This is a genomic window from Labrys miyagiensis (genome assembly GCF_030160835.1).
Lineage (GTDB): Bacteria > Pseudomonadota > Alphaproteobacteria > Rhizobiales > Labraceae > Labrys > Labrys miyagiensis.
Window position 1 is genome coordinate 214,801 of record NZ_BSPC01000069.1, and the last position, 22,130, is coordinate 236,930.

Annotated in this window: 18 protein-coding genes and 1 pseudogene; 10 read left to right on the forward strand and 9 right to left on the reverse strand. The window is 64.7% G+C overall.

Translation table 11 applies throughout. The features are described from left to right. Positions 1 to 8 precede the first annotated feature (8 nt). Positions 9 to 1,928: a molecular chaperone HtpG gene (gene htpG, locus QQL24_RS30845; RefSeq protein WP_284316127.1), complete on the forward strand. Its 1,920-nt coding sequence runs from the start codon at positions 9 to 11 to the stop codon at positions 1,926 to 1,928. Between the two features lie 85 nt (positions 1,929 to 2,013). Here the strand turns inward: htpG and QQL24_RS30850 are convergent, their stop codons facing one another. The 6 genes and pseudogenes from QQL24_RS30850 to QQL24_RS30875 form a co-directional block, all read right to left on the reverse strand. Then, the gene (locus QQL24_RS30850; protein ID WP_284316128.1) at positions 2,014 to 2,991 is read right to left on the reverse strand and encodes an ABC transporter permease; all 978 of its coding nucleotides are present in this window, start codon (positions 2,989 to 2,991) and stop codon (positions 2,014 to 2,016) included. Positions 2,992 to 3,003: 12 nt separating this feature from the next. Further along, positions 3,004 to 4,884, reverse strand: a complete 1,881-nt coding sequence (locus QQL24_RS30855; protein ID WP_284316129.1) for a sugar ABC transporter ATP-binding protein — start codon at positions 4,882 to 4,884, stop codon at positions 3,004 to 3,006. A 97-nt stretch (positions 4,885 to 4,981) separates the two neighbouring features. Next, positions 4,982 to 5,965: a substrate-binding domain-containing protein gene (locus tag QQL24_RS30860; RefSeq protein WP_284316130.1), complete on the reverse strand. Its 984-nt coding sequence runs from the start codon at positions 5,963 to 5,965 to the stop codon at positions 4,982 to 4,984. An 84-nt stretch (positions 5,966 to 6,049) separates the two neighbouring features. Continuing rightward, a complete protein-coding gene (locus QQL24_RS30865; RefSeq protein WP_284316131.1) occupies positions 6,050 to 6,811 on the reverse strand; it encodes a FadR/GntR family transcriptional regulator in 762 nt (253 codons plus the stop codon). Positions 6,812 to 7,128: 317 nt separating this feature from the next. Then, positions 7,129 to 7,296, reverse strand: a pseudogene (locus tag QQL24_RS30870) (5,10-methylene tetrahydromethanopterin reductase); the annotation flags it as partial. A 37-nt stretch (positions 7,297 to 7,333) separates the two neighbouring features. Beyond that, a complete protein-coding gene (locus QQL24_RS30875) occupies positions 7,334 to 7,921 on the reverse strand; it encodes an amino acid synthesis family protein (protein ID WP_284316132.1) in 588 nt (195 codons plus the stop codon). A gap of 291 nt (positions 7,922 to 8,212) precedes the next feature. On the opposite strand from QQL24_RS30875, the gene QQL24_RS30880 reads away from it, so the two are divergent. Beyond that, complete coding sequence (locus tag QQL24_RS30880; RefSeq protein WP_284316133.1) at positions 8,213 to 10,009, forward strand: helix-turn-helix domain-containing protein; 1,797 nt, start codon at positions 8,213 to 8,215, stop codon at positions 10,007 to 10,009. A 27-nt stretch (positions 10,010 to 10,036) separates the two neighbouring features. Here the strand turns inward: QQL24_RS30880 and QQL24_RS30885 are convergent, their stop codons facing one another. After that, positions 10,037 to 10,630 carry an outer membrane protein gene (locus QQL24_RS30885; RefSeq protein ID WP_284316134.1) on the reverse strand — a complete coding sequence of 198 codons (594 nt, stop codon included), beginning with the start codon at positions 10,628 to 10,630 and terminating at the stop codon, positions 10,037 to 10,039. 520 nt (positions 10,631 to 11,150) lie between these two features. Here QQL24_RS30885 and QQL24_RS30890 point away from each other — a divergent pair. The 8 genes from QQL24_RS30890 to QQL24_RS30925 all read left to right on the forward strand — a co-directional run bounded on the left by QQL24_RS30890 (position 11,151) and on the right by QQL24_RS30925 (position 18,873). Continuing rightward, on the forward strand, positions 11,151 to 12,128 hold the full coding sequence (locus QQL24_RS30890) for a flavin reductase family protein (RefSeq protein ID WP_284316135.1): 978 nt from the start codon (positions 11,151 to 11,153) through the stop codon (positions 12,126 to 12,128). A 21-nt stretch (positions 12,129 to 12,149) separates the two neighbouring features. Further along, complete coding sequence (locus QQL24_RS30895) at positions 12,150 to 13,661, forward strand: aldehyde dehydrogenase (protein WP_284316299.1); 1,512 nt, start codon at positions 12,150 to 12,152, stop codon at positions 13,659 to 13,661. Between the two features lie 39 nt (positions 13,662 to 13,700). Continuing rightward, positions 13,701 to 14,783 (forward strand): LLM class flavin-dependent oxidoreductase, encoded by a 1,083-nt coding sequence (locus QQL24_RS30900; RefSeq protein WP_284316136.1) that lies wholly within the window; start codon positions 13,701 to 13,703, stop codon positions 14,781 to 14,783. Further along, the gene (locus QQL24_RS30905; RefSeq protein ID WP_284316137.1) at positions 14,780 to 15,592 is read left to right on the forward strand and encodes an alpha/beta fold hydrolase; all 813 of its coding nucleotides are present in this window, start codon (positions 14,780 to 14,782) and stop codon (positions 15,590 to 15,592) included. Before QQL24_RS30900 ends, QQL24_RS30905 begins: the two co-directional genes overlap by 4 nt. Beyond that, positions 15,585 to 15,974 carry a carboxymuconolactone decarboxylase family protein gene (locus QQL24_RS30910; protein WP_284316138.1) on the forward strand — a complete coding sequence of 130 codons (390 nt, stop codon included), beginning with the start codon at positions 15,585 to 15,587 and terminating at the stop codon, positions 15,972 to 15,974. Before QQL24_RS30905 ends, QQL24_RS30910 begins: the two co-directional genes overlap by 8 nt. A gap of 198 nt (positions 15,975 to 16,172) precedes the next feature. Next, on the forward strand, positions 16,173 to 17,006 hold the full coding sequence (locus tag QQL24_RS30915) for a transporter substrate-binding domain-containing protein (RefSeq protein ID WP_284316139.1): 834 nt from the start codon (positions 16,173 to 16,175) through the stop codon (positions 17,004 to 17,006). Positions 17,007 to 17,158: 152 nt separating this feature from the next. After that, positions 17,159 to 18,133 carry an amino acid ABC transporter permease gene (locus QQL24_RS30920; protein ID WP_284316140.1) on the forward strand — a complete coding sequence of 325 codons (975 nt, stop codon included), beginning with the start codon at positions 17,159 to 17,161 and terminating at the stop codon, positions 18,131 to 18,133. Then, positions 18,130 to 18,873 carry an amino acid ABC transporter ATP-binding protein gene (locus tag QQL24_RS30925; RefSeq protein ID WP_284316141.1) on the forward strand — a complete coding sequence of 248 codons (744 nt, stop codon included), beginning with the start codon at positions 18,130 to 18,132 and terminating at the stop codon, positions 18,871 to 18,873. The genes QQL24_RS30920 and QQL24_RS30925 overlap by 4 nt, the downstream gene beginning before the upstream one ends. Before the next feature lie 192 nt (positions 18,874 to 19,065). Here QQL24_RS30925 and glnT read toward each other — a convergent pair whose 3' ends face one another. Both glnT and QQL24_RS30935 read right to left on the reverse strand, forming a co-directional pair. Next, a complete protein-coding gene (gene glnT / locus QQL24_RS30930) occupies positions 19,066 to 20,373 on the reverse strand; it encodes a type III glutamate--ammonia ligase (protein ID WP_284316142.1) in 1,308 nt (435 codons plus the stop codon). A gap of 361 nt (positions 20,374 to 20,734) precedes the next feature. Beyond that, complete coding sequence (locus tag QQL24_RS30935; RefSeq protein WP_284316143.1) at positions 20,735 to 22,060, reverse strand: FMN-binding glutamate synthase family protein; 1,326 nt, start codon at positions 22,058 to 22,060, stop codon at positions 20,735 to 20,737. Between the last annotated feature and the right edge of the window lie 70 nt (positions 22,061 to 22,130).

Sequence of the window (22,130 nt, forward strand, 5' to 3'; positions counted from 1 at the left end):
GAAGAAAAATGAGCGCTGAAGTTCAGGGCGCTGGCCCGGATGCCACCGGGTCACAGAGCCGTACCTTCGAGGCCGATGTCGCCAAGCTGCTGCAGCTGATGGTGCATTCGGTCTATTCGGACAAGGATGTCTTCCTGCGCGAGCTGATCTCCAATGCGGCCGATGCCTGCGAGAAGCTCCGCTACGAATCCCTCTCCAATCCCGCTCTTCTCGGCGACGAGCAGAAGGCCAGCATCAGGATCACCCTCGATCCCGATGTCAGCCGCGTTGCCGTCGAGGACAATGGCATCGGCATGAGCAGCGAGGAAATGATCGAGGCGCTCGGCACCATCGCCCGTTCCGGCACCAAGGCCTTCGTCGAGCGGCTGGAAAGCGCGGCCCAGCAGGCCGAGAGCAGTCAGTTGATCGGCCAGTTCGGCGTCGGCTTCTATTCGACCTTCATGGTGGCCGACAAGGTCGAGGTGTTTTCCCGCCGCGCTGGCTCGGACGTCGCCAGCCTCTGGTCTTCCGACGGCAAGGGCTCCTATTCGGTGGCCGCCGTCGCCCTGGAGGAGGCGCCCGCCCGCGGCACACGCGTGGTGCTGCACCTCATGGAGGATGCCAAGTCCTACGCCGAGAGCTTCACCATCGAGCAGATGATCAAGGCCCATTCCGGCCATGTGCCGGTGCCGATCCTGCTGGCCGACAAGCCCGATGCCGAGCCGCGCCAGGTTGCCGACGGCGCCGCGCTGTGGACGCGCCCCAAGGCGGATATCGCGGCCGAAGACTATACCGATTTCTACCGCAGCCTCGCCGGCCAGTTCGACGATCCCGCGCTCACCATCCACTTCCGTGCCGAGGGCCGCCAGGAATATACGATGCTGGCCTTCGTGCCGGGATCGCGCCCCTTCGACCTGTTCGACCCGCAACGCAAGGGCCGCATGAAGCTCTATGTGCGCCGCGTGCTGATTACCGACGAGGCGGATCTCCTGCCCGGCTATCTCCGCTTCATGCGCGGCCTGATCGATTCGGCCGACCTGCCGCTCAACGTCTCGCGCGAGATGATCCAGGAGAGCCCGCTCCTGTCAGCCATCCGCAAGGCGGTGACGGGACGCGTGCTTTCGGAGCTCGATAAGCTCGCGGGCAATGACGCTGCGGCCTATGCCAAGGTCTGGGAGAACTTCGGCGCCGTGCTCAAGGAAGGCCTCTACGAGGATTTCGAGCGCCGCGACGCCCTGCTCGGCCTCGCCCGCTTCAAGACCACGACCTCGGCCGGCGAATGGCGCTCCCTGAAGGACTATGTCGCGGGTCTCAAGGAGAACCAGACGGCGATCTATTACCTCGCCGGTGACGATGCCAAGCGGCTGGAGACCTCGCCGCATCTCGAAGGCTTCCGCGCCCGCGGCATCGAGGTGCTGCTGCTCGCCGATCCCGTCGACAGTTTCTGGGTCACCTCGGCGCTCGGCTTCGACGGCAAGCCCTTCAAGTCGGTGACGCAGGGCAGTGCGGACCTGGCCTCGATTCCGCTCGCCGACAAGGCCGAGGAGCCAGCGCCGGAAGTTTCCTCCGCCATCGCCGCCTTCCTCGCCTTCGCCAAGACCACTTTGGGCGACGACGTCTCCGATGTGAGGGCCTCCGAGCGCCTGACCTCGAGCGCGGTGTGCCTGGTGGCGCCCGATCAAGGCATGGACCGGCGCATGGAGCAGATCCTGGCCAGTGCCGGCCGCCTCGACGGCGCGCTGCAAAAGCCGGTGCTCGAGATCAATCCGCGCCATGCCCTGGTCGGCAAGCTCGCGGCCGCCCGCGAGACGGGTGGCGACCTCGCCTTCGTCGAAAGCGCGACGAAGCTGCTGCTGGATGAGGCCCGCATCCTGGATGGCACCGTGCCGAGCGACCCCGCCGGCTTCGCCGAGCGCCTGTCGCAGGTGCTGGCGAAGAGCCTTGGGTAGTATCGGGGGGCGGGTCTTCAGACCCGCCTTCTTCATTTGGAGCCGGGGCTTCGTAGGCGGGTCTGAAGACCCGCCCCCCAATTTCCTACCGTCCCACCCTCTGCCCGATCAGGCGCTCGAACAGCAGTGCCACGATGATGATCGTGCCGATGGCCGAGCCCTGCCAGAAGGGCGAGACGCCCATCAGGTTGAGGCCGTTGCGGATCATCACCATGATGAGCACGCCGATCAGTGTGCCGATGATCGAGCCGCGCCCGCCGAACAGGCTGGCGCCGCCGATTACCACCGCGGCAATGGCGTCGAGTTCCATGGCATTACCCATCAGCGGGTCGGCCGAGAGGATCTGCGCGATCGAGAAGGTGATCGCCACGGCCGAGAGCGCACCGGAGATCACATAGGGCAGCACGGAATAGAAGAGAACGCTGAGGCCAGCCGCCCGCGCCGCCTCCTTGTTGGAGCCGATGGCATAGATGGTGCGCCCGCCCTTGGTGTAGGTCAGATAGGCCCATGCGAGGATGTAAAGCGCCGCCAGGAACAGCACGTTGGTGGGAATGCCAAACACGTCCGTATAGACGATCGACTGCATGCTGTCGGGGATGCTGGCGATCGCAGTCTGGCCGGAGAGGATATAGGCGAGGCTGCGCCCGATCGCCATCACGCCCAAAGTGACCACGAAGGCGGCGAGGCCAAAATAGGCGATGAGGATGCCGGAGAGGAGCCCGATGCCGCCGCCGCAGAGCACCGCCAGCGCTATCGCCACCGGTACGGGATAGTTGTCCTGCACGGCAAGGCCCAGGATGATACCGGTGACGCCCGCGACGGAGCCAACCGAGAGGTCGATGCCGCCCGTCAGGATGACGTAGGTCATGCCTACCGCCACGATGCCGATCACCACGGACTGGTCGAGGATGTTGAAGATGTTCGAGCGCGTGAGGAAATAGGGCGAGAGCAGCGACAGGCAGACGGCGAGCAGAATGGCGAGGCCGATCATGCGGAACTCGAGCCGCTGGGTCAGCCAGGCGAAGCGATGGCGCGCAGGATCTGAAGTGGTGCTGTCGGTCATCGGGCTATCTTTCTACAGCGTGGCTGCGAGTTCATCGACCCGGGCGCGTACCAGCCCTGGTTCGGGCGGCGCGACATCGCCGGGCAGGGTCAGGCCGACCCAGCCGAGATCATGTCCGCGCGGACTGACCAGCGGCAGCAGCATAGTGGCGCGGGAGCCGTCGCCCTCCGGCACGAAGCTCGGATCGCGCCGATTGAGGGCGCCGGCGATACGGGTGGCCGCGAGGGGCTTCACTTCGCCCACCGAGAAGCCGGGGTCGGCCGCCGCATCCCTCGCCACCAGGTTGAGGCAGATCAGCCTGTCATTGTCGATCAGGGCCCAGAAGCCGGCGCCGCCGCATTGCTGGGTGAGGCCGCGCAGGATCTCGGTGTTACGCGCCATCGAGGTGCGTGGCGCGGCGAGCAGGGTCAGCTTTTCCTCGTCGAGCAAATCGGCCGGCAGGTCGGCGACGCTGAGGCCGTCGCTGATCACCACGATACGGTTGGAGAGCCCGAGGAGTTCCTCGAAATCGGACGACACCACCACCACGGCGACGCCCTTGGCGGCGATGTCGCGCAGGATGGCATAGATGGAGGCGCGGGTACCGATATCGACGCCCTTGGTCGGCTCGTCGAGGATGAGCACGCGCGGCTCCAGCAGCAGCCAGCGCGCGATGATAATCTTCTGCTGCATGCCGCCCGAAAAGTTGAGCATATTGGCGTCGAGCAGGCGGTCGGGCGGCAGGCCGAGGCTGCGCAAAAGGGCGTCTACCGCCTTCTCGCGGCTGCGATAGCCAAGGCCGAAGCCGTGATGCGCGCCGAGATGGGCGAGCAGCAAATTCTCCTTCACCGAGAGGTCCGGCACGATGTTCTGCGAGCGCCGGTCCTCGGCGACGAAGCCGATGCCGGCCCTCACCGCTTGCGCCGGCTTGCGCGGATCGATCGGCTTGCCGCCGATGAGGATGGTGCCGGCACTGCGAGGCCTGAGGCCGAAGATTGCCTCCACCGTCTCCGACCGCCCGGCCCCGACAAGGCCGCCCAGGCCGAGGATCTCGCCGCGGCGTACGGCAAAGGAGACATCCTTGACCAGCGGCGGCGTTGCGATGTTGCGCACTTCGAAGGCGACCGGCGCATCGCTGCGGGCGCCCGCTCCCTCGCGCGAATAGATGGCGCCGACATCCTGCCCGACCATGTGGCGGATGAGATCGGACTGGCTCAGCGAGGCGGTGGGAAGGGAGGAGGCCACCGTGCGCCCCTCGCGCATGACGGTCACCCGGTCGGTGATGGCGAAAACCTCTTCCAGCCGGTGCGAGACGAAGACGAGGCCACGGCCATCGTCGCGCAGGCGCGTCATGATGTCGAACAGCCGCTCGACCTCGCTGGGGCTGAGGGAGGAAGTCGGCTCGTCGAAGATGATCAGCTTGGCGTTGACGCCGAGCGCCTTGGCGATCTCCACGAGCTGGCGCTGGGCGGCGGAGAGGCGGCGGACCTCGATGTCGAGGGGGAGTGCGTCGCCCTGCCCGAGCACCGAGAGCAGTTCGGCGCCACGCTTGTGGAGGTCGGCATAAGAGAGGCGGCCGGGGCGCCCCAGCTCGGGCAGGAAAATGTTCTCGGCCACCGAGAGATCGGGCACGAGGCTGGTTTCCTGCATCACGATGGCGATGCCGATATCGAGGGCGTCGCGGGTAGAGCGCAGGCGGATCGGCTGGCCGCGATAGACGATCTCGCCAGCATCGGGCCTGACATGGCCCGAGATCACCTTCGACAAAGTGGACTTGCCGGCACCGTTGGCCCCGAGCAGGCCATGCACTTCGCCGGCAAGCAGCTCGAAGCGCGCGCCCGCGAGGGCTCGGGTGCGGTCGAACGTCTTGGCAACGCCAGTGGCGATCAGCAGGGGCTCGGCGGCTGCGGGCAAGGAGGACTCCTTAACCGGAGTGGCGGTCTCCGACCGCCATCCCTTCTCATCAAACGAGGCGGTTCAAGAATGGCGGTCGGGGACCGCCACTCCATGCTCACCCCATCTCGTTGGCGAACACCGTCTCCTTCACCGTGGGCAGCTCCTTGTCGATATTGTCGCTGGTCACCACCAGGATCGGCACGGAAACCTCCTTCTCGACCTTGCCGCCGCCGAGCGCGGTCACCAGCGCCTCGCCGGACTTCTGGCCCATGAGATAGGGCTGCTGCATGCCCGAGGCGACGATCTGCTTCGACTTGAGCAGGTCGACGAATTCCGGGATGCCGTCGAAGGCGGCGACCAGGATGTCGTCGCTGCGGCGGGCGGCCTTGATGGCGCGCAGGGCCCCGATGGCGGGCTGGTCCGTCTGCACGAACAGGCCGCGCATGTCGGGATTGGCGGTGAGCATGTCCTGCGTGAACTTGAAGGTCTCGTCAGCGGTATAGGCTTGCATCTGCTGCAGGCCCGCCTCCTTGCCTGTCCAGCCACCGGCCGCGAGGCCGTCACGGAAGCCCTTGGTGCGGGCCTGGCCGTTCTTGCGGGCCTGCGAAATGGTGACGAGGCCGACGGACCCGCCGTCCCAGCCCTTGGCCTTGAGCGCCGTGGCCAGCGCCTCGCCCACGCCCTTGGCGCCTTCATAATTGTTGGAGATGATGAAGGCGGCATAATCGCCGCTGTTGGTGCCGATGTCGCCGATCACCACCGGAATGCCGGCCCGGGCGGCGAGGGTGAGCACGCTGGGCGCGGTGGACGAATCCGTTGGCGAGATCACGATGCCGGCGACGCCCTTGGCGATGGCGTCCTGCGCATTCTGGAGCTGCGTCTGCGGGCTGTTGCGCGAATCCAATGCCTGGAAACCATAGCCCTTGGCCTTGGCCACGGATTCGACGCCCTTCGACAGATAGCGCCAGAACGGCAGATCGAGGCCCGGCGTCAGATAGACGATATCCTTGCCTGCAGCCCGCGCGGCCGGGATGCCGAAGGCACCGGTGCCGACGAGCGCGGCGCCAGCAGTGAGCTGCAGGAATGTTCTTCTCTTCATGTGATCCTCCCAATCCGCTCCTTGGCGGTTCCTGGTTCAACCTCATCCCTCTGCGGGGATTTGCGGCGGGAAGTGAGCCTCCCTCTATGCGTCCGCGCCGGCCTTCTCCTCTTCGAGGATCGAGCGGGTCGTGGCGTAGATGCGATCGAGATGAATGCCGAAGGCCGCCACCACGGCCTCCGGATCATGCGCCCTGAGACCGGCCAGGATGGCGGCGTGATCCTGGCAGCTGAGCGCGATGGCGCCCGGCTGCGACACGGCTTTGCGGCGATGGGGCATGGCATAGAGGTAGAGGTCGATGACGAAATCAGCGAGCAGATCGTTGCCGCAGGCGCGATAGATCGCGACATGGAACTCGCGGTCGCAGATCAGGAAGCGCACGGGATCGCCTAGAGCCTCGCGCTGGGCTTCCAGCGAGCTTTCCAGCATGGTCAGCGTGGCCGCATCGATACGCCGGGCGGCATCCGCCACCACCGGCCGCTCCACCAGCAGCCGCGCCGCATGGATGGCCTCGATGTCGTAGCGGTTGATGATGCGCGGCTCGTGCAGGCCTGATGTTACAGGGCCAACATCGGCGCTGAGCACCCGCGTGCGCGCGCCATGCGAAATGCCGATGATGCCGCGCCCGGCCAGGATCTGCATGGCGCCGCGCACCGTTTCGCGGCTCACCTGCAGGGCGATGGCGAGGTGGCGTTCGCTCGGCAGGGTGTCGTTGACCTGCAGGATGCCGGCGGCGATCAGCGAAGCGATCTTATCGGCCACCAGCTCGCGCACCTGCCGCCGCACCACGCCATGGCGCAGTTCGGGCACGTGTTCGAGGACCGAAAGAGCAGTCTGCGCGGACATGAAAGGACGCTTGCACCTGGATCAACTGGACCGGCGACCAGACCAGTTAGGACTGGAATTGCCGGGGCTGTCAAGCCACCATGGATTGCCTTTTTTGGGGACGGCATGCAGGACGGGTGAGGTGTTCCAGGGACCGATGGCCAGAGCGCAGGCCGCAATCGGTGTGCCGGTCTTCAGACCGGCATGCGCTGTGCCTCGGGGGCAAGATGCTGTTCCCGCCACATCGACTGAAGGTCGATGTGGCTGAGAAGACCGGTACACCGATCGCGCCTCTCTCTGCCAGCGCTCGTTTCCAAGGGCCGGCGGTCCCAGTCCCCCTACCGCCCCGCCGCTAGGCGTTGCACGCCCGCCTCCCACTCCGCGGTCTCGCGACGCTTCACCGCCTCGATATCGCGAAAAGCAAGAGCGGGATGGTTCTGCGGCAGATAGGGGCCGGCCCCGAAAAGCTTCTCGCGCAGGGTGCCGGCCTTGTAGGTGCTGGCATAGTATGTGGATGATAGCGCGCCCGGTTGCAAACGGTGATCAGGAGACCTTGTCGGCCTCCATCTCCGCTAGGTCCTGGAAACGATCGGCGATGCGGGCATGGGCTCGCCCGCCATCCGAAGTCCCGATGGCGACCACGATCTCGTCGGGGCCCGGCGCGTCGGCGATCTGGAAGCTGGCGGTGAGGAAATGCGAGCGCCGGCCGGATTCGGTCTTGTGCGTCATCGGCAGCGAGAGCAGCGCGCCGGGTGCCACGCGCGTGTTGGTGAATTCGAGATAGGTCGTGCCGCCAACCGCCTCGCGGAAGACGTTGCCGAAGCGCAGCGTGTGGATCATCGCCGAGGCATGCTCGATCTCGCCATTGACGCCCACGGCCGCCGCCTTGCCGAAGGCCTCGACCTTGCTGGCCGGCATATGGGCAAGGATGCGCCGCGTCATCTCCTCGCCCAGCACCGGCGCGATGCGCAGGATCTCAGGGCGCAGATTGTCGACGAACCCCTGCCCGACCCAGGGATTCTTCAAGATGGCGGCCACCACAAGCATGGTGATCGGCCGCTCGGCGGGCTTGCCGCCCTCGATGAAGGTCTCCTCGATGAAGGTGGTGATCTTCCTGACACCGATATCCATGGCCGCAACGTCCCAGACTGGTTGAGAAGAGCCGAGGGTAGGGAGTCGAGGTGTGTTCGATCTTCCTATGGAATGGAGGATAAGGATGCGGCATTATACACCGAAACGATGCAGGATTGCGGGGAGCAAAGGACGCAGGATCGGCCAGGAGGGGCGCGGTTTGGAGTGGCAGTCTCCGATTGCCATCTTCTTCTCCACAACCGCAGTGGTTCTGAGAATGGCGGTCGGAGACCGCCACCCCGAGCCTCCCGCGCCCTTTTCCAGAAGGATGCACGAGGAACGACAACGCCAGTGGATCAGAAATCGCAGATCCTCGCTTTGCGCGACGTCGCCAGCCAGATCAACAGCGGCGGCGACCTCGCCACCGTGCTGCGCCATCTCATCGAGGCCGCCTGCCACCATGCGCATTGGGCGCTCGGCTCGATCATGGCCATCGACGCCAGCCATGGCTACGCCCATGTCATCGTGCGCCACGATCCCACGTTGTTGCAGCGCCAGCTCCCCGACCGTTGGGAACTCGCCACCAGCCCCTCGCTGATCGCCCTGCAGCGCAACGAACCCGTCTATATCCGCGACGCCCGCGAGTCCGAGGAGTTCCCCGGCTATCGCAAGGAGGCCTTCGAGCGCGACTACCGCACCGTGCTGGTCATGCCGATGAATTGCGTCGATGCCGAGGGCTGGCCGATGGTGCTGAGCGTCATCTCCCGCCAGATCACCGCCGTCTCGGCCGAGGATCTCGCCTTCCTCGGTATGATCGTGCATCTCGGCGCCATCGCCGTGGAGCGCGAGCATCGCCTCCAGGCCGAAATGCGCGCAGCCGAGCGGCTGCAGCGGGCGCTGAAGGCGCATACCACGCTGCTGGAGCAGGTGCTGGCAGATGGTTCGGTCTCCAACCTCTCCGCCATGGTGGGGGCGCTGCTGCCGAACCCGATCGTGGTGGTCGACTTCACCGCCAACCAGGTCATGCCAGGCCATTCACCCAATCCGGATCTCTATGACGATGCCGCCTGGCAGGAAGCCGCCTGCACGGCACTCAGCCGCAGCCTGATGAAGGCCGCGCACGATTCAATCGACCGCGGCAGCGGGGAGAGCGCCAGCCTCTTCCTCGACGATGGCACGCACCGCTTTCGTGCCACGGCCCGCATCGAGCCGTTGACGGTCGATCGCCAGCTCGTCGGTGCGCTGATCATCTTTCAGACGGCGAATGAGTTCAACGATCTCGACCATCTCCTGCTCGACAGCGCCCGCTATGCGCTCAGCGTGCAGATGATGCGCAGCTTCATCCGCTTTCGCTTCGAGACACGCACTCAGACCGAGCTTTTCTTCGAGATCGTGGAGCAGCGCTGGCGCAACGCCAATGACGTGCTGCAGCGGGCCCAGCGCCTCGGCCTGCATCTCAACGCGGCGCAGCAGATGATCGTCGTCGATTTCCCCGAGCGCACCAAGGCGCTGGGCGGGGTCTCCATCGATCTCGAACACAGCCTTGCCCGCATCACCCAACAGGCAGGCGTGGCGGCTGATGTCATCGCCATCGAGGGCGGCCTCGTCTGCCTGGTGCCCCATGACACCAGCAAGCGGCAGGAGAAGCTCGCCCGCCTGATGCGCCGCATCGCCGAGGAGCTCGGCCGCTATTTCGACGAGGAGCCGATCGTGGTCGCCGGCAATCGTTGCAGCACCCTCACCGACTATCCCGCCGCCTGGGAGCGCTGCAATCGCCTGATCCGCATCGGCCGCTCCTTCGGGCGCATCGGCGCGCTGTCGAGCCAGGATTTCGGCCCGCTGCCGATGCTGGTCGCCGCCTCAGACGTCGGCGATGTCAGGGGCTTCGTGCAGGACAGCATCGGCGCCATCGCCGAGCACGACCGCGAGCACGGCACGCCCTATCTCGAAACCCTCTCCGTCTATCTGCGCGAAGGCTGCCGCAGCCAGGCCTGCGCCGACACGATAGGCCTCCACGTCACCACCCTGCGCTACCGCCTCACCCGCATCCAGGAACTCTTCGGCATCGACGTCGAGACGCCCGACAAGCGCTTCGCGGTGGAACTGGCGATACGATTGCATGGGGTGATCGGTACGAAAGAGGGGTGAGGCGTCGCGAACAGGGCGCAGCGCAAATCAAAACTTGTAGCTGACACCAGCAGTCGCGGTCGTCTGGTTCCAGTCCGCCTTCACCGGCCCGTCTATGGTCTGATAGGTCTTCTTGGAGAAATCGCTGTATCGGACTTCCACACGGCCGATCCAGTTCTGTGTGAAGGCATATTCCGCGCCCCCGCCGACGGTCCAGCCGATATGAGTGTTGCTGGAATCCTGTCCCGCCGTCGAGAGCTTGGCATTGGCGAAGGCAACGCCGCCGGTCGCGTAGAGGAGAATATTGTCGATGGCATATCCAGCCCGGAGCCGGGCCGAGCCTTGCCAATCCGATTTCAGGCCGAGCGTCCGGGCAATGGTGCCACCGGCATAGGTGGTACTCGCGCTGCCCCTCAGATTTGCATAGTCGATATCGCCTTCAGCGCCGAGGATGAACTGACCGATCTGATAGTTGTAGCCGGCATGCGCGCCTCCGACGAAGCCGCCGAGATCGAACTTGTCCGCCGGCGGTGGGCGCGGGCCTGGTATCACCGGAAAGAGGCTGCTCTGATTGTCACTTTCCCTGCCCCAGCCATACCCGGCATGGAGACCGGCATAAAGGCCGCTCCAATCGTAGGGCATGACGACGACTGCCGAAGGCTCGGCCGGCTTCAGTGCCAGATCTGCTGCAAAGACCGAGGTGGGTGATAACGACGCGGACAACGCCGCAATGACACAACGAACCGATCGCATCCAAATACCCCGAGATCTGTGCCGGATGAGCCAGCAAATAATACCACAACTTCATCGAGGGTGGTGAACTCCTTTCCCGAGAGGTACCGGATTAAAAATCGTGTTTCTAAGATGTGATAGGCTGCAAAATGAGTACGCCATAGCGGCATGACGTAAACTCGATGGCCTCCGGCAAGGCCAGCGTGGTTCAATCCCTTCCGTCACTGCTTCGCTATGCCCAACCCTCACCTTGCCTGCAAAGTATGGGTGACTTCTCCTGCCTCATAGGAAGGCGAGCGCCGCGTCCTCCGCCATGGAGCCGTCCTCCGTATCGCAGCACAACTCACCCTCCCCCTCCTGCCAACAAGAGGAAGATGCCCCCAGTCCAGCCCGCTAGCCTCCCCTTATCAGAACAGCGGGAGGGCAGCTCATGGTGGAGGAAGCGGTGCGGGCGCAGGCCTCGATCGATCCCGTCGCGCTGCGCCGGGCCTTCGGTACCTTCGTCACCGGCGTCACCGTGATCACCACGCGCGAGGCGGACGGCACGCCGCGCGGCATGACGGCCAATTCCTTCACCTCCGTCTCGCTCGACCCGCCTCTGCTGCTGGTCTGTGTCGGCAAGTCGGCCTCGAGCTTCCAGGCCTTCAGCGCCGCCCCCTCCTTTGCCGTCAATCTCCTGCACGAGGGCCAGGTCGGCGTCTCCGGCGTGTTCGCCTCGAAGGCAGCGGACAAGTTCCAGACGGTCACGCATGACCGCGTCCACACCGGCGCACCCATCCTGACCGACAGCCTCACCTGGTTCGACTGCTCCGTGCATGACCGCGTCGATGCCGGCGACCACGTCATCCTGATCGGCGAGGTCCGGGCTTTCGGCACCAGCCCTTCGGCCCCGCTCGGCTTTTGCCGCGGCCGCTATGCCAGCGTGAAGGACCCGCTCCCCGCCGGCTGGCTTGCCTCGCACGGCATGATCATCGGCTATCTCGTCGAGGCCGAGGACCATCTCCTGATGCGCGCCGACGGCAAGGGCGGCTGGGTGCTACCCACGGCCAAGCGCCGCAAGGCCGACAGCCAGCTCATGCTCGAGGGCGGCGAGCTCAGCCTCGTGCCAGAGGACACCTTTCTCTATTCGGTGTTCGATGTCGCCGACAGCGATCCCGGCTACCTGATCTACCGAGCCAGGCTGGCGGAAGGCGCGGCAGCGGCCCTGCCCGCCGGCCTGCAGTTCTTCCCGGTCGATGATTTGCCCTATGACCTCGTCCCCACCCATGAGCTGCGCTCCATGCTGTGCCGCTATGCGCGCGAGCGGCGCGAGAAGCGCTTCGGCATCTACATGGACACCGGCGATGGCGGTCGTGTCGCCATGATGGAGGGGCCGGCGCAGGCCTGGATGCAGGTCACCCAAGATTAATCCGATAGCAGGACCGCGATGATGAAGACGACCGTGAAATCCCTCGAAGGCTCGCGCCAGAAGCTGTTCATCGACGGCCGCTTCGTCGCGCCGAAGAACGGCAACTATATCGAGAGCTTCGACCCCACCACCGGCGAGAGCTGGTACCATTTGGCCGAGGCAGATGCCGCCGACGTCGACGCCGCCGTGGCGGCCGCGAGCGCCGCCTTCCGCAATCCGGCTTGGCGGCGCATGACGCAGACCGACCGCGGCCGCCTGGTGCGCAAGCTCGCCGACCTCGTGCTGGAGCATGCCGACGAGCTGGCGGCAATCGAGACGCGCGACAATGGCAAGCTGATCAAGGAGATGCGGGCGCAGATGCGCGCCATGCCGGACTCCTATCATTACTTTGCCGGCATGGCCGACAAGCTGCAAGGCGAGACCATCCCGGTCAACAAGCTCGACATGCTGAACTTCAACATGCGCGAGCCGCTCGGCGTCGTCGGCATGATCACGCCCTGGAACTCGCCGCTGATGCTGCTCACAGGCACGCTTGCGCCCTGCCTCGCCATTGGCAACACGGTGGTGATCAAGCCTTCTGAGCACGCCACCGCTTCGACCCTGGCACTGGCCGAGCTGATCACGGAAGCTGGCTTTCCGGCCGGCGTCGTCAATGTCGTCACCGGCACCGGCCGCAGCGCCGGCGAGGCGCTGACGCGCCATCCGGGCGTGGCCAAATATGTCTTCACCGGCAGCACTGACACGGGCCGCCGCATCGCCGCCAACGCCGCCGCCAACCTCGTGCCCTGCTCGATGGAGCTCGGCGGCAAGTCGCCCCATGTCGTTTTCGCGGATGTCGATATCGAGCATGCCGTGAACGGCGTCGTCTCCGGTGTGTTCGCCGCGGCGGGGCAGTCCTGCGTCGCCGGTTCGCGCTGCTTCGTCGAGGCCAGTGTTTATGACCGCTTCGTCGAGGCACTGATCGCCCGCACCGGCCGCGTCAAGGTCGGTCACCCCATGCGGGAGGAGACCGATATCGGCCCGCTGGCGCTCTCGAGCCAGCTTACCAAGGTCGAATCCTATGTCGCGTCGGGCGTGCGCGAGGGCGCCAGGATCGCCGCCGGCGGCAAGCGTCCGCAGGCGGATGAGCTCGCGCGCGGCTGGTATTTCGAGCCCACCGTGATGGTGGAAGCCCAGAACGACATGGCCTTCATGCGCGACGAGCTGTTCGGCCCCATTGTCGGCATCATGCCCTTCTCCTCGGAGGAGGAGATGATCACGCTCGCCAACGACACGCGCTACGGCCTCGCCTCCGGCATCTGGACCCAGAACATCGACCGCGCCATGCGCTTCGCCAACCGCATCGACGCCGGCACGGTGTGGATCAACACCTATCGCTCCTCGTCCTTCATGTCCGCCAATGGCGGCTTCAAGGAGAGCGGCTATGGAAGGCGCGGCGGCTTCGAGGTGATGCGCGAGTTCTCGCGGCTGAAGAACATCATCGTCGACTACTCCGGCGCCATGCAGGACCCCTTCGTCATCCGCCTGAAGTGACCCCGGTCATCCAAGACAAACCCCAAGGGGAAGAAAGACATGAAATTCGCGGTTTCGCTGACCATGGAGCGTTTCTCGCCCGGCGTGCCGATGGCGCGGGTCAAGAACAACCTGCTCGACCTCGCCCGCATGGCGGATGAGGGCGGCTTCGAGACCTTGTGGACGGCCGAACACCACACCATCGAATGCACGATCTCGCCGAACCCGTTCCAGACGCTGACCTGGCTGGCCCAGCACACGCAGCGCATCCGGCTGGGTACCTCGACCCTGGTTGCGCCCTATTGGAGCCCGATCCGCCTCGCCGGCGAGGCTGCGCTCTGCGACCACCTCACCGACGGGCGACTCGAATTCGGCATCGCCCGCGGCTCCTACCAGTACGAGTTCGATCGCATGGCCGGCGGCATGCCGCAGCAGGAAGGCGTTGCCTATCTCAAGGAGCTCTTGCCGGCCATCAAAAGGCTATGGCAAGGCGACTATGCCCATGATGGTCATTACTGGAAGTTTCCCCTCGCGACCTCCGTTCCCAAGCCCCTGCAGCAGCCCCATCCGCCGATCTGGGTGGCCGCGCGCGATCCCGGCACCTTCGACTGGGCCATTGCCCAGGGCGCCAGCATCCTCTCCACCCCGCTCTCGGCGCCCGCGGCCGAAATCCAGGTGCTCTCGGACAAGTTCCACAAGGCGGTGGCCGATCATCCCGAAGTATCGCGGCCGCGCTTCATGATGCAGCGCCGGACCTGCGTCTACGACCGGCCGGAGGACTGGCAGCTCGCCGTGCAGCACAGCATCGACTATGGCCGCGCCTTCGAGAACCTGTTCCAGAATATCGGCACCGTCACCAACGGTTTTCCCGAGGCCGTGCCCTATGAGGCCGTGAAGGGCAAGGACAACTACAACCCGGAAAGCGTGCGCCGGAACCTGATGTTCGGCACGCCCGACGAGGTGATCGAGAAGCTGCTCGTCTATGAAGCGGCCGGCGTCGACCAATATTGCCTCGGCCTCACCTTCAACCTGCCCTTCGAGCTGCAAAAGAAGACGATCAACCTGTTCGTCAGGGAGGTGATGCCCTTCTTCGCCGCCCGCGAGAAGGAAGCGGAACGCGCACGCGCCAAGGTGCGGGCATGACGGCGGTGCTGAACCACACCGTCGGCGAGGCGACCCTCAACTACCGCCTCGACGGCAGCGGCCCGGAGCCGCTCGTCTGTATCCACGGCGTCGGCTCCTATCTCGAGGCCTGGAGCGGCGTGGTGGAGCGGCTCGCCGACCGCTTCACCATCCTCACCTTCGACTTGCGCGGCCATGGCCGCTCCAGCCGCGTCAGGGGGCGTTACGAGATCGATGATTTCGTCAACGAAACCCTGGCGCTGGCCGATCATGTCGGCTTTGAGAGCTTCAACTTAGCCGGCTTCTCATTGGGCGGGCTGATCGCCCAGCGCCTGGCGCTGACGCATCAGCGGCGCCTGCGCCGGCTCGTGCTGCTCTCGACCGTGGCGGGTCGCACGCCGGAGGAGCGCGAGCAGGTGCTCGGGCGCCTGGCGGCGCTGCGCATCGGTACGCCCGCTGGTCATCACGAGGCCTCGCTGTCGCGCTGGCTCACCGAGAAGTTCCAGGCTGAAAATCCGGACGTGATCGCAAGGCTGCGGGCCCGTGATGCCGAGAACGATCGCGACTGCTATGCCTCCGCCTACCGGGTGTTGGCCGAGACCGATTTCGGCGGTTTCCTCGACCAGATCCGCTGCCCCACCCTGATCGCCACTGGCGAGGAGGACATCGGCTCCAGTCCGCGCATGGCGACTTACATGCATGAGCGCATTCCTGGCTCAAGCCTCGCCATCCTGCCGGGGCTTCGCCATTCCATCCTCATCGAGGCACCCGATAGAGTGGCGGCCTTGATGCGAGATTTTCTCGCCGAGAAGGAGGAAGCCCATGGATAAGCAATTGCAGCAGGCCGGCGAGAAGATGCGCCGCCAGGTTCTCGGCGACGACTATGTCGACCGCGCCATGACCAATGCCGACGATTTCTCGCGCCCCTTCCAGGATATGCTCAACGAATATTGCTGGGGCGCCGCCTGGACCGACGAAGGTCTCGACCTCAAGCAGCGCAGCCTGCTCAATCTCGGCATGCTCGCCGCCCTCAACCGCATGCACGAATTCGGCACCCATTTCCGCGGCGCCATCCGCAACGGCTTGAGCGAGACGGAACTGCGCGCCGCCCTCATGCAGATCGCCGTCTATTGCGGCATCCCAGCCGGCGTCGAGGCCTTCCGCGTGGCGCGCAGCGTGAGGGACGAGATGAAGCAGAAGGGCGAGCTGTGAGGGGATGGTGTGCTTCCGCTGATTCAAGGAATCCGCAGGCCGATCCTGCTCCGTATCGCCGGAAGACGGACAGGGCTGCCACCCTTCTAATCTACATCACCGGCAGACCGCAAAAAAGCGCCGCCGCAGCATCCAGAAGCGTTTGAACCAGCGCAAGACCGCCCGACCGGTCTGCGCCATGAGAGGGGAATTGATCGCATGAATTACATCTCGAAACTGACGGCTGTCGCCGCTGCGTTGGCCCTGTCGCTCGCCGTGGTTCCGGCCCAGGCCGGCGCCGTGCTCGATCGCGTGGTGGCGGCCGGCACGCTCAAGGTTGCCACCGACGCCAATTGGGCGCCGCAATCCTTCATGAACGACAAGAACGAGCTCGACGGTTTCGATGTCGACGTCGCCAAGGAGATCGGCAAGCGCATCGGCGTGAAGGTCGAGTTCATCACGCCGGGCTGGGACATCATCACCGCCGGCAACTGGGCCGGCCGCTGGGACATGCATGTGGGTTCGATGACACCCACCAAGAAGCGCGCCGAGATCTTCGACTTCCCCGCCGTCTATTACTACACCCCTGCCGCCGTAGCCGTGCACAATGACAGCAAGGCCGCCAAGCTCTCAGACCTCGGCGGCAAGACCGTCGGCGCCACCACCTCCTCGACCTTCGAGGCCTATGCCAATGGCGACCTGACGCTGGACGCTGCCGGCGCCCCACCCTTCACCTATGAGTTCAAGCCCGGCCAGGTGAAATCCTACGCCAACTCGACCACCGCCTTCGATGATCTGCGCCTCGGCGACGGCGTGCGCCTGGATGCGGTGATCTCCTCCCAACCCAGCATCAACGACGCCAAGAAAGCCGGCTATCCGATCAAGCAGATCGGCGAAGCCGTGTTCTACGAGCCGCTGGCGGTGGCGATCGAGCATGGCGATCCCGAGTTCAAGACCAAGATCGCCGATGCCGTGCAGGCGATGAAGACCGACGGCACGCTGAGCAAGCTTTCAGTGAAGTGGTACGGCGTCGACTACACTGTGACCAAGTGAGGTACACCCGAGGCGGCCCGAGAGTGCGGGCCGCTTTTTGATGATGGGTTGGCAGAGAAAGTCTGCCATCCCCGGCAAGGCCTAAGGCCTTGGAAGGGGATGACAGAGCCTTCGTCCCAAGCAAAGCCCTTCGCCGTTCAAGGGAACGAGAGATGCTTTATCCCGATACCGTGGAATCCGAGGTCATCGTCCACAAGCCCTGGTTCATCGCCGGCATGTTCGCCCTCGTGCTGGCCTGCTTCCTGGCCTTCAATCTGACGGGTACGACGATGGGTGAATTGCTGCGCCCGGTGATCGGTGATCCCCTGCAGAGTGGTCTCTACGGCCGCTTCGCCATCGCCTTCACCGTCGCGGTGATCTTCTGCCTGAACGTCGTCTTGATCGGCTTTGCGCCCCTGAAGGTACAGATCGGCATCGTCTGGCTCGAATTGCTGCTGCTCTTCCTCGCCTTCTTCGAGACATTCCATCTCAGCCTGCCCTTCATCCGCGAGAAGCTGCCCTTCCTGATCACGCAGGGTGTGGTCACCACGCTCTATGTCTCGGCCATCTCGATCGTCGTCGCCTCGGTGATCGCCATCCTCGGCGCCGTAGCCAAGCTCTCGACCAACGGCTTTGCCTATGCCATCGCCAGCTTCTACACCTCCTTCTTCCGCGGCCTGCCGCTGCTGATGCAGGTCTACCTGATCTATCTCGGCCTGCCGCAGCTCGGCTTCGTCATCGACGCCGTGCCGGCCGGCATCCTGGCGTTGTCGCTGTGCTACGGCGCCTACATGACCGAGATCTTCCGCTCCGGAATCCAGAGCATCGATCGCGGCCAGTGGGAGGCCTCGCGCTCCATGGGCTTCGGCTTCGGCCTCACCATGCGCAAGATCATCCTGCCGCAGGCGCTGCCGGTGATCATCCCGCCCACCGGCAACCAGTTCATCTCGATGCTGAAGGACAGTTCCCTCGTCTCGGTGATCGGCGTGTGGGAGCTGATGTTCCTCGCCCGCACGCTGGGCCAGAAGACCTTCCAGCACATGGAAATGCTGATCTCTGCCGCGATGCTCTACTGGATCATGTCGATCTGCCTCGAGCTCATCCAGGCCCGCATCGAACGCCATTACGCCAGGAGCAAGGTGCGATGAACGCCGACACCATCATCCAGGCCACGAATGTGGCCAAATGGTATGGCACTTTCCAGGTGCTCAAGGACATCAACCTCACCGTACGCAAGGGCGAGCGCATCGTCATCTGCGGGCCCTCCGGCTCGGGCAAGTCGACCCTGATCCGCTGCTTCAACCGCCTCGAGGCGCATCAGGAGGGCGACATCGTGGTCACCGGCGTCACCCTGCACGACAAGATGAAGGACGTCGCCGCCGTGCGCCGCAATGTCGGCATGGTGTTCCAGCACTTCAACCTGTTCCCGCATATGACGGTGCTGATGAACTGCATGGTCGGGCCAATGTGGATCAAGGGCGTCAAGTCTGCCGAAGCGAGGAAGACGGCGCTGCAATTCCTCGAACGCGTGCGCATCCCCGACCAGGCCAACAAGTTCCCGGTGCAGCTCTCCGGCGGCCAGCAGCAACGCGTCGCCATCGCCCGGAGCCTCTGCATGCAGCCGGCCGTGATGCTGTTCGACGAGCCGACCTCGGCGCTCGATCCGGAAATGGTGTCGGAAGTGCTGGAGACGATGACGAGCCTGGCCCGCGACGGCATGACCATGGTCTGCGTCACCCACGAAATGGGTTTCGCCCGCGCCGTGGCCGACCGGGTGATCTTCATGAATTCGGGTCAGATCGTCGAAGAAGGCAAGCCTCACGACTTCTTCACCAACCCGCAGCACGAGCGCACGAAGACTTTTCTGAGCCAGATCCTCAAGCATTGAGCCGGGAGCGCCGGGTTCGGAGTATCGATCTTTAGCCACTTCGGCCTTGCCAAAGTGGCGGGATCGACAACCTTGGAAGCACCACATCTTCGAGAGAGAAAGATGGCGATCGGTGATCGCCACTCCGCTTCATGCGCCTCGCCTTGCAAAGTCGGCGTAGGAAGAGCCGGCTGGAGAGCCGGCGGCCCCAGGCTACACGTCGAGCGTATGCTCGCGCTCCCACTGCGTGAAATGCTGGGCGTAGCTGTTCCACTCCTGGTGCTTCAGCTTGAGATAGGACGAGGAGAAGGCTTCGCCAAGCGCGGCCTTCAGGCCCTTGTCCTTGTCGAAATTCCTGAGGGCGTCGAGCAGGTTCAGAGGCAGCTTGGGCGCGCCCTTCACCGTATGGCCCATCTGGTACATATCGATGTCGTAGCGCTTGCCGGGGTCGGCCTTGGTATGGATGCCATCGAGGCCGGCGGCAATGATCACAGCCTGCAGGAGATAGGGATTGGCGGCGCCGTCGGGCAGGCGCAGCTCGAAGCGACCCTTGCCGGGCACACGCACCATGTGGGTGCGGTTGTTGCCCGTCCAGGTCACGGTGTTGGGCGACCATGTCGCGCCCGACACAGTGCGCGGGGCATTGATTCTCTTATAGGAATTGACGGTGGGGTTGGTGATAGCGGCCAGCGCCTCGGCATGTTTCATGATGCCGCCGAGGAAGTGGTAACCCTGCGCCGACAGGCCCATCTCATCCTTGGCGTCGTAGAACATGTTGGTCTTGCCGGCCTTGTCCCACACCGAGATATGGGCGTGGCAGCCCGAACCTGTGAGGCCCGGGAAGGGCTTGGGCATGAAGGTGGCGCGCAACCCGTGCTTCTCGGCCACCGACTTGACCATGAATTTGAAGAAGGAATGGCGGTCGGCCGTGATGAGGCAGTCGTCGAAGTTCCAGTTCATCTCGAACTGGCCGTTGGCGTCCTCATGGTCGTTCTGATAGGGCCCCCAGCCGAGCTCCAGCATGTAGTCGCAGATCTCGGCGATGACGTCATAGCGGCGCATCAGGGCCTGCTGGTCGTAGCAGGGCTTGGCGGCGTTATCCTTGCTGTCCGAAATGGCGCCACCGTCGGCATCGGTCAGGAAGAACTCGGCCTCGACACCGGTCCTCACATAGAGGCCTTCCTTGGCCGCATTGGCCATGACGTTCTTGAGCACGACGCGCGGCGCCTGCTCGACATGCTGCTCTTCCATCACGCAATCGGCGGCGACCCAGGCGACATCCTTCTTCCACGGCAGTTGCACCACGGCGGAAGCGTCGGGCACGGCGAAGAGATCGGGATGGGCGGGCGTCATGTCGAGCCACGTGGCGAAACCGGCAAAGCCAGCGCCGTCCCTTTGCATATCCGCGATCGCCGCCGCCGGCACCAGCTTGGCGCGCTGGGCGCCGAACAGGTCCGTATAGGAGATCATGAAGTAGCGGATGCCCTTTTCCTTGGCGATTTCAGCCAGATCCTGCGTCATGTGATGTGTTCCCGGTACTTGGATGAGTATAATTTTCTCAAAGCTGCTCTGGCGGCAGTTTTGCGGAGTTCGCGAAGGGCGGCGTCAGGACATGCCCCTCGAATATGGAAACGTCGCGCCGCCCCTCACCTCTATCCTCCCCCCGTAAACGGGGCGAGGGGACTTTGACGGCGCGCCTTGTCTTCAGAACGCTCATCTCGCGCAACGGTTGGGCGAGTTGAGACGCCGACGAAAAAATCTCGACGATTGCGCCCACTCGCCCCGTTTACGGGGAGAGGATAGAGGTGAGGGGCTGCGCGACGCTTCAAGCGAGGTGAACAAATTCATTGGCTCCTCAAGAAAAGAGCTGAAACTGCACACCTTAAAACCCCTGCCCTGGGATCCAGCTCGTACCCGCCAGGGGCACGCGTGCCATGGCGGCGGCTTCGATGGTGAGGGCGCAGAGGTCCTCGGGCTCCAGATTGTGGACATGGTTCTTGCCGCAGGCCCGCGCGATGGTCTGCGCCTCCAGCGTCATCACCTTGAGGTAGTTGGCAAGCCGCCGCCCGGCCTTGACCGGATCGAGGCGCTCCATCAGCTCCGGATCCTGCGTGGTGATGCCGGCCGGATCCTTGCCCTCATGCCAGTCGTCATAGGCGCCGGCCGTGGTGCCGAGCGCGCGGTACTCTTCCTCATGGATGGGATCGTTGTCGCCGAGCGCCACCAGCGCCGCCGTGCCGATCGAGACTGCGTCGGCGCCGAGCGCCAGGGCCTTGGCCACATCGGCGCCGTTGCGGATTCCGCCGGAGACGATGAGCTGCACCTTGCGATGCATACCGAGATCCTGCAACGCCTGCACGGCCGGCCGGATGCAGGCGAGCGTCGGCTGGCCGACATGTTCGATGAAGACTTCCTGCGTCGCCGCCGTGCCGCCCTGCATGCCGTCGAGCACCACGACGTCGGCGCCCGACTTCACGGCCAGCGCCACGTCGTAATAGGGCCGCGCGCCGCCAACCTTCACATAGATCGGCTTTTCCCAATCGGTGATCTCGCGCAGTTCCAGGATCTTGATCTCGAGATCGTCGGGGCCCGTCCAGTCGGGATGGCGGCAGGCGGAGCGCTGGTCGATGCCCTTTGGCAAAGTGCGCATCTGAGCGACACGGTCGGAGATCTTCTGGCCGAGCAGCATGCCGCCGCCGCCGGGCTTGGCGCCCTGGCCGACCACCACCTCGATGGCATCGGCCTTGCGCAAATCGTCCGGGTTCATGCCATAGCGCGAGGGCAAATACTGGTAGACCAGGGTCTGCGACTGGCCGCGCTCCTCCGGCGTCATGCCGCCGTCACCCGTGGTGGTCGAGGTGCCGGCGATGGTGGCGCCGCGCCCGAGCGCCTCCTTGGCCCGCCCCGACAGCGAGCCGAAGCTCATGCCGGCGATGGTGATCGGGATCTTCAGCTCGATCGGCTTCTTGGCGAAGCGCGAGCCGAGCACGACATTGGTGGCGCATTTCTCGCGATAGCCTTCCAGCGGATAGCGCGAGATCGAGGCGCCGAGGAAGAGCAGGTCGTCGAAATGGGGCACCTTGCGCTTGGCCCCGCCGCCGCGGATGTCATAGATGCCCGTTGTCGCTGCACGGCGGATTTCCGACAGGGTGTAGTCGTCGAAGGTTGCGGACTTGCGCGGGACGGTCGGCGGATTGTGATAGCTCATGATTGCTCCTGGGAGCGCGGACATCCTGTCCGCTCTTGGAAACGAGGTGTCTTAAAAAAGAAAGAGCGGA